Consider the following 1,172-nt stretch of genomic DNA (forward strand, 5'->3'; position numbering starts at 1 on the left):
AGGCATGACTGCCAAGGTTATAGGGACAAGCCGTACGGGCAATTAGTACTGGTTAGCTTAATGCATTACTGCACTTCCACACCCAGCCTATCAACGTCCTGGTCTCGAACGACCCTTCAAGGAGCTCAAGGCTCCGGGAAATCTCATCTCAAGGCAAGTTTCCCGCTTAGATGCTTTCAGCGGTTATCTCTTCCGAACTTAGCTACCCGGCAATGCCACTGGCGTGACAACCGGTACACCAGAGGTTCGTCCACTCCGGTCCTCTCGTACTAGGAGCAGCCCCCTTCAAATTTCCAACGCCCACGGCAGATAGGGACCAAACTGTCTCACGACGTTTTAAACCCAGCTCACGTACCACTTTAAATGGCGAACAGCCATACCCTTGGGACCGGCTACAGCCCCAGGATGTGATGAGCCGACATCGAGGTGCCAAACTCCCCCGTCGATATGAACTCTTGGGAGGAATCAGCCTGTTATCCCCAGAGTACCTTTTATCCGTTGAGCGATGGCCCTTCCATACAGAACCACCGGATCACTATGTCCTACTTTCGTACCTGCTCGACTTGTCGGTCTCGCAGTTAAGCACGCTTATGCCATTGCACTATTAGCACGATGTCCGACCGTACCTAGCGTACCTTCGAACTCCTCCGTTACACTTTAGGAGGAGACCGCCCCAGTCAAACTGCCTACCATGCACTGTCCCCGATCCGGATCACGGACCAAGGTTAGAACCTCAAATGAACCAGGGTGGTATTTCAAGGATGGCTCCACGAGAACTGGCGTCCCCGCTTCAAAGCCTCCCACCTATCCTACACAGATTGATTCAAAGTCCAATGCAAAGCTACAGTAAAGGTTCATGGGGTCTTTCCGTCTAGCCGCGGGTAGATTGCATCATCACAAACATTTCAACTTCGCTGAGTCTCGGGAGGAGACAGTGTGGCCATCGTTACGCCATTCGTGCAGGTCGGAACTTACCCGACAAGGAATTTCGCTACCTTAGGACCGTTATAGTTACGGCCGCCGTTTACTGGGACTTCAATCAAGAGCTTGCACCCCATCATTTAATCTTCCAGCACCGGGCAGGCGTCACACCCTATACGTCCACTTTCGTGTTTGCAGAGTGCTGTGTTTTTATTAAACAGTCGCAGCCACCAGTTTATTGCAACCCTTTC

Annotated in this window: 1 rRNA gene; it reads right to left on the reverse strand. The window is 52.0% G+C overall.

Annotated elements, in window-relative coordinates:
• Nucleotides 1-21 precede the first annotated feature (21 nt).
• Nucleotides 22-1,172, reverse strand: a 23S ribosomal RNA gene (locus H162_RS0129765); the annotation flags it as partial.

The sequence above is a fragment of the Massilia niastensis DSM 21313 genome (genome assembly GCF_000382345.1).
In the GTDB taxonomy this organism is placed as follows: Bacteria; Pseudomonadota; Gammaproteobacteria; order Burkholderiales; family Burkholderiaceae_D; genus Telluria; species Telluria niastensis.